Genomic DNA, 6,178 nt, shown 5'->3' on the forward strand with positions numbered 1-6,178 from the left:
GTGAGGCGAAATGGATACCCTGCTGGACATCACCAATATCGATCTGATCATCGGACAACGCCAGATCCTGAATCAGGTCAGCCTGCAGCTCAAAAGCGACGAAATCCTGACCATTATCGGCCCGAATGGGGCCGGCAAAACCAGCTTGGTGCGGATCGCTTTAGGCCTGCTGCAGCCAACCTCAGGTCAAGTGATACGCCGACCGGATATCCGCATCGGCTATATGCCGCAGCGGCTGCATCTCGACCCAACCTTCCCGGTAACGGTGAAACGGTTTTTGAGCATGGTCGGCAAAAAGCAACGCGACCAGGTTGTTCCACGATTGCAGGAAGTCGGGGCCGTCCACGTTCTCGATGTGCAAATGCAGAGTCTCTCCGGCGGAGAGTTGCAACGGGTACTGTTAGCGCGTGCCCTGATGCGAGACCCCGACCTGCTAGTCCTCGACGAGCCGGTGCAGGGGGTCGATGTTCATGGACAGACAGAACTCTACCAGCTGATCACCCGGATTCGCGAGCAGCGTCAATGTGCGGTAATGATGGTTTCCCACGATCTGCACCTAGTGATGGCGGCCACTGACCGGGTCATCTGTCTCAATCAACACATCTGCTGTAGCGGCACCCCTGAAGCAGTGACCAACGACCCCGCCTACCTCGACCTGTTCGGTCCCCAAACGGTCAAACAGCTGGCGGTCTACAGCCACGATCCGAACCATCGCCACGACAACTGCGGCAACTGCTGTAAAGGAGGACCCTGTGCTAGATGATTTTCTGCTGCGCGCCCTGCTCGGCGGGTTTGGAGTAGCCCTGGTCGCCGGACCGTTCGGATCTTTCGTCGTCTGGCGTCGTCTTGCCTACTTCGGCGACACCCTAGCTCACTCGGCGCTGCTCGGTGTCGCCTTCGGCTTTCTGCTGCGGATCAACCTGACTCTGGGCATCCTAGTCATCTGCCAGCTGCTGGCACTTTTGCTTTTCTGCAGCCAGCGACAAAGACTCTTAGCCAGCGATACCCTGCTCGGCATTCTCTCGCACGGAGCACTCTCACTCGGCTTGGTGGCGCTGGCCTTTATGGAGGATGTTCGGGTCGATCTAATCGCCTATCTGTTCGGCGACATCCTCGCCATCTCAACCAGCGATCTCTGGTGGATTTTCGGCGGTGGTGGAGTGGCCCTGTTGGGGCTGACCCTGTTATGGAAATCGCTACTGGCGATCACGATTCATGAAGATTTGGCCCGCGTCGAAGGGGTACCGGTTGACCGGATTAACTGGACCTTTCTGGCGCTGATAGCCTTGACCGTAGCGGTTATGATGAAAGTGGTTGGCCTGCTGCTGGTTACTTCCCTTTTGATCATCCCGGCGGCGACGTCACGACGATTTGCCGGTAATCCAGAAATTATGGCGATTTCAGCCAGCCTGATAGGCTGCCTCTCTGTCGGCGGAGGGCTGTTGGGGTCTTTTTATTACGACACGCCCACTGGGCCATCAATCGTGGTCGCGGCCTGCCTGATTTTTGTCCTCAGCTTGGTGTCACCGAAAAAAGCAGGCTAAGTCTCTCCACTAAACGCCGCAGAGACTGTTCGGTAAAAACTTTCACATTGCCAATCTGCGGCGACAGAAAATAGACTCCGTGCAGCAAACGATTTCGACCCAGACCAGCGGGCCGGAATGCTATTGAAAACAAAAAACTTCTTGACACTTTCCCTGCGTTCCTCAATTATAACCAAAATTGTCACCTATCAAGGAGGGCCGTTATGCATTATTTCGTTTTACTTTGTTTGTTGCTCATCCCCTGTTCCGCTCTGGCTGAGAACCCACAGTTGCTGTTCGACCAAGGTCACCGTCAGGTCTTCGTCATTGAAAAGGAAGGTCCACTGCAGCTGGGATCCCTGGCGGAAACCTTCCATCAGCAGGGCTGGTACGTCAGCCAGACCAGGGAGCCGCTCAGCGCCCGCACCTTGGCCGGTGTTGATGCCTTGATCATTTCCGGAGCCTTTAGTCCCTTGGCAGCCGAGGAGATCTCAGCGGTTCTGGATTATCTGCGTCAAGGCGGAAAACTGGCGGTCATGGTCCATATCGGCCAACCGCTGATTCCCCTGCTGAACAGTTTGGGGGTTGAGGTCGGTAACCGGGTCATTAACGAAAAGCCTAACCAGCCAAATGGCAAAAGCATCGACTTTGCAGTCAGCCATTTTCAAAGCCACCAGTTGACCGACGGCTTGCAGCAGTTCAACATCTACGGCGGCTGGCCTCTGCGTGCGACCGAGCAAAACAGCAAACCGCTCGCCAGCAGTAGTCCAGAGGCCTGGGTCGACATGGACCGTGACAAGAAGCTTACCCAAGCGGATCTGGTAGATGCCTTTACGGTCGCGGTCTCCGGTAGTTTTGGACGAGGCAGTTTCGTGGTGTTTGGCGATGATGCCATCTTTCAGAACCAGTTCTTGCGTGGTGGCAACAAAAAGCTGGCTGAAAACCTCACCAACTGGCTAAAACCGGACAGCCGTCAACTGGTCGAAATCTGACCGCAAGCGCTATTTTACTGCGCCGTAATTCATTTTACCTTGCGACCGTTCTGGGCTACATTGAATAGATCGTAACCAGACCTAGAACAGAACGGATTCGCAATTCAAATGAAAGGCTCGCTGTTGCTGTTTTTATTTCTTATTCTGCCTCTTTCTGCCATAGCGTACGATTTCTTGGGCAAGGTACCGAGGACGTACAACAGGTCAAAACCGTCACCCGCCATGTCTGGGAGGTTATCGGGATAAAGCCGATTCACACCGTAAGACCAAATCCGGCAAAGCGCTCTACGAACACCGCAAAGAAACCGTTGAGCTCAGTTTTGCCAATGCCAAGCAACTCCACGGCCACCGCTACATCCGGATGCGGGGCTATTGCGTGCATAAGAGCAGTGTTTGCTGTCGGCCGCCTGTCAGAACATGAAAAAGATAGCTCTACTGCTTAGCAAACCTGAGAAAAAGAAGGGCAATGGCAAAGGTTCAGCTCTTCTAAGGCGGATCAGAGCATTTATTAGCGCCACATCCCCACGTTGCCGCTATCCCAGTCCAGTACCTGCTTGAACAGAAAACTCCCTGAAAAACATATATAAGAAAACCTCGCGCACAAACTTTATCGCAACCGAATACCCGTGGACCGTACTCGCCACCATGACTGAAATCGACAGCGGAAGTTTTTTCCACCCCCTCATTGGCGTAAGCGTGAAAACGCATCAATGCTTTGATACCGGACTCTTCCATCTGCTGCATCGGCTTATCCAGCGACAGCCAAATCACCTTCTCGCTACCGCAGTAGGCACGGTGACTCGACTAGGGCTAACGTATCGGGTCGCTCTCCAGATTATTGCAAACCAGGGCTAGGAGGACTTTGCGCACCAGATTCAGCAGGTGCATTTCCGGGGCGCTCAGGATCGCCTTGTAGCGCCCCTGGAACAGATGACCCGCATGCTAGTGCCAATCGAGAACTGCATATTATTGCCCAATGCGGCCACCCGTTATGATGTGAAACCCACCGGGGATTATTGAGTGAAACTCGCCACCTATTATGATGCAAAACCACCACCTTATATGAAATGGGGTGGCGGTTCTTCAAAAACTCACGATATTCGAGACATAAAATTTAAGAAGCCTCGATTCAATTGTCTAGGTTTACCGGTGTCTTTTTTAAATCGATAGTTTTAACTGTATTCCTAAGTTGATCCGAAAGCTGTTGTGGCGTAAAGCACGGATAGTTCAAATCTCATCTAAAGAAATACAGGACATTTTAAGTTGAATTAATTTGGTGAAGAGTAAATCAGTCTCCATAAAGAGTCGTGTTCAACACTGAATAGATTTCAGTATTATCAACATGCCCGTCAAGTAAGTCGGCATTAAGCCCCCACGCATATATTGGGACATCCTGACCTGTGTGTCCGGTTGTTGACCAAGTTACATCAGGAAAAGTACCTAGACCATTATTTGAAATAATTTGCAAGCCACCAGTTTCATGATCCGCCGTCACAATGATCAATGTATCATCACGCCCCGTTGCCCAGTTCGATACAACACGAACGGCATTAGAAAACTCAATAGTTTCAAAAATATTTCTCTGTATATCATTACTGTGCCCAGCATGATCAATCCGACCTCCCTCAACCATTAGGAAGAAACCATCAGGATCATTATCTAAAATTTTCAAGGCTGTTAACGTTGTCTCTGAAAGATGAGGGAATATTCCAAAAGAATCAAATTCATAGGGTAAATGAGTTTCACCAAACTGGCCCCATACCATGTTTTCTGACTCTGTATCCAAAGCAACTAGTTCATCATAATTTTCGACAACAGTGTAATCTGCTGAAATGGCAGTATTGGGAGCAATATATTGAGCGCCACCAAAAAGAACATTTGGGTGAGATCCTGTCAAATAATCAGAAATAATTTCAGCATAATTACTTCTATTAGGTTCATGAGCTCCGAATGCTGCTGGTGTCGCATGTGAGATCGTAGTGGTCGTTACCAGCCCTGTGCTGGCCCCTAACTGTTTAGCTAATTCAAGAATTGTTTCAAGGTCTAACCCGTCACCAGGTATCAGCTGAGAAATGACCCCATTATCCACTTTGACTCCGGTGGCCATTGCTGTCCCTGCCGCTGCGGAATCTGTAACCTCACCGCTTACATTTGAAGTCGTTACGGAGCCTTGAATAGGAAAGTTTTCAAAAAACAATGTGCCAGCGTTACCATTAGCATACATGCCTGCAGCACGGACCTCCTCATATCCCATCCCGTCTCCAATAAGCAGAATAACATTTATGGGATATCTGATATCGCTAGATCCACTTTCTTCCCCACCTCCACTACCTCCTGTAATAAACAGTAAAAAGCAAAGAAGTAAGAATAGACAGCTATGTTCTATACATTTTTTCAATCGATTGTGACGGTTAGTATTCATGTTCTGATTCTATCAGACTCCTTATAGTTTTCGATAGCGGTTCATAAATGATATCGCATTGTCACAACGAACGTTTTTGGGCCTGAAACCGTGAGCATTACGACCCCTAAAAAAACAGAAAAGCTGACTGCAATCTTAAATATATGGAGTTTTGTAACGAGAAATGCCTCCGAAAATCCAGAGGCATTCATCTTGAAACTTACGATATTTGAGACAGAACCCTCAACAGTACGCGATAAGCGGCGACAACGCGCCGACACAATTGAGCTGTAGATTGCTACTTAGTGGGAATTATCCCTTTGCATTAATCTGCTAAAGGATCTTCACCTTCTTGCCAACTTGCCAGATACTTTTCCAGCAAGTGAAAATCCTCCCCTTTGTGTTCAGTGAGGGTGACGTACATCTGTTCTTTTTTGACACCCCAGTGCTTATGCATCAAGTCCATAAAACCTAGTGTTAGCTCTCGTCGCTGACCTATAGATCTCCCTTGGCGAATGTCTGCATTGACCACCGCAACTCCACTTTTCGGATCAGTTGCTCGGCCAATTGATAAGCTATGCGTACTGAATTCACGAATCGAAATACAGATATGGTCTGTGCCAGTATCCATGACCCTTGAAAAAAGTTGTCGTACATCTTTTGAAAAAGATATTTTTTCGTCATCGTTCAGGCTTCGATTGATTTCAAACTGTAAATGCGGCATGTCGTGCTCCTTTATCGGGTTCAGTAGACACATTTCCCTTCTATTGCAATCGATAGATGCATAACAGCTTTACGATATCTCCATTGCTTCGTAACTTCTACTCATTCGCCCAAAATAGAGCAAGTCTTGGTTTTAAGCTAGTTTGCTTAAATATAAAGCCTTGAGACTCAAAAACCATAAAGCCACGGTCACCGGCGGGGCTTAGTAATGGCACGAAATAACTTGATCAGCAGATTTATCAACAATGAAGCTAGAGTGCAGTAAAAAATTCCTATTGGCCATCCGACTAAAATCCAGAAAATGGACCCAATCCAACCCAGTCCTTCTGGGTTATCAAAGATAAAAAAAATTCCTATAAAGGATGCCCATAAGCACAATCCCCCATAAATGATGCCTCTTACATTGAATTTGACAGAGATATAAGTCGGAAGGATAAAAGCTGCCAGAGAGACAAATTGTGTTGTTGTCATTTTCGTTCCACTGAAGTTATTCCTATCTGCGATAAAAAACACCGATGCCTGGATGAGGGTGGCAGACA

General features: G+C 48.6%; 7 protein-coding genes and 1 pseudogene. 4 read left to right on the plus strand and 4 right to left on the minus strand.

Going from position 1 to position 6,178, the window contains the following annotated elements; genetic code table 11:
• Window positions 1-10 precede the first annotated feature (10 nt).
• The 4 genes and pseudogenes from znuC to Q7J88_RS01945 form a co-directional block, all read left to right on the plus strand.
• Window positions 11-763 (plus strand): zinc ABC transporter ATP-binding protein ZnuC, encoded by a 753-nt coding sequence (gene znuC, locus Q7J88_RS01930; RefSeq protein WP_303720463.1) that lies wholly within the window; start codon window positions 11-13, stop codon window positions 761-763.
• Window positions 753-1,544, plus strand: coding sequence for a zinc ABC transporter permease subunit ZnuB (gene znuB / locus Q7J88_RS01935; protein ID WP_303720464.1), 792 nt, complete (start codon window positions 753-755; stop codon window positions 1,542-1,544). Before znuC ends, znuB begins: the two co-directional genes overlap by 11 nt.
• Window positions 1,545-1,747: 203 nt before the next feature.
• Window positions 1,748-2,515, plus strand: a complete 768-nt coding sequence (locus Q7J88_RS01940; RefSeq protein WP_303720465.1) for a DUF4350 domain-containing protein — start codon at window positions 1,748-1,750, stop codon at window positions 2,513-2,515.
• A gap of 203 nt (window positions 2,516-2,718) precedes the next feature.
• Window positions 2,719-3,073: pseudogene (locus tag Q7J88_RS01945) on the plus strand (transposase); the annotation flags it as partial.
• Here Q7J88_RS01945 and Q7J88_RS01950 read toward each other — a convergent pair.
• From Q7J88_RS01950 to Q7J88_RS01965, 4 genes are all read right to left on the minus strand, one after another.
• Window positions 3,002-3,259, minus strand: a complete 258-nt coding sequence (locus Q7J88_RS01950; protein ID WP_303720466.1) for a hypothetical protein — start codon at window positions 3,257-3,259, stop codon at window positions 3,002-3,004. The pseudogene Q7J88_RS01945 and the gene Q7J88_RS01950 overlap by 72 nt on opposite strands.
• Window positions 3,260-3,803: 544 nt before the next feature.
• Complete coding sequence (locus Q7J88_RS01955) at window positions 3,804-4,937, minus strand: alkaline phosphatase (RefSeq protein WP_303720467.1); 1,134 nt, start codon at window positions 4,935-4,937, stop codon at window positions 3,804-3,806.
• A gap of 304 nt (window positions 4,938-5,241) precedes the next feature.
• A complete protein-coding gene (locus tag Q7J88_RS01960; protein WP_303720468.1) occupies window positions 5,242-5,640 on the minus strand; it encodes a hypothetical protein in 399 nt (132 codons plus the stop codon).
• Between the two features lie 188 nt (window positions 5,641-5,828).
• Window positions 5,829-6,178: hypothetical protein (locus Q7J88_RS01965; RefSeq protein ID WP_303720469.1), on the minus strand; the 350-nt coding region annotated here is incomplete at its 5' end.

The organism is Malonomonas rubra, from assembly GCF_003247215.1.
In the GTDB taxonomy this organism is placed as follows: domain Bacteria; phylum Desulfobacterota; class Desulfuromonadia; order Desulfuromonadales; family Geopsychrobacteraceae; genus Malonomonas; species Malonomonas rubra_A.

Bases quoted from the DNA above. Each gene is read 5' to 3' on its own strand.
- znuC (WP_303720463.1), top strand. From the start codon at position 11: ATGGATACCCTGCTGGACATCACCAATATCGATCTGATCATCGGACAA.
- Q7J88_RS01940 (WP_303720465.1), top strand. From the start codon at position 1,748: ATGCATTATTTCGTTTTACTTTGTTTGTTGCTCATCCCCTGTTCCGCT.
- Q7J88_RS01950 (WP_303720466.1), bottom strand. From the start codon at position 3,259: ATGCAGCAGATGGAAGAGTCCGGTATCAAAGCATTGATGCGTTTTCAC.
- Q7J88_RS01955 (WP_303720467.1), bottom strand. From the start codon at position 4,937: ATGAATACTAACCGTCACAATCGATTGAAAAAATGTATAGAACATAGC.
- Q7J88_RS01960 (WP_303720468.1), bottom strand. From the start codon at position 5,640: ATGCCGCATTTACAGTTTGAAATCAATCGAAGCCTGAACGATGACGAA.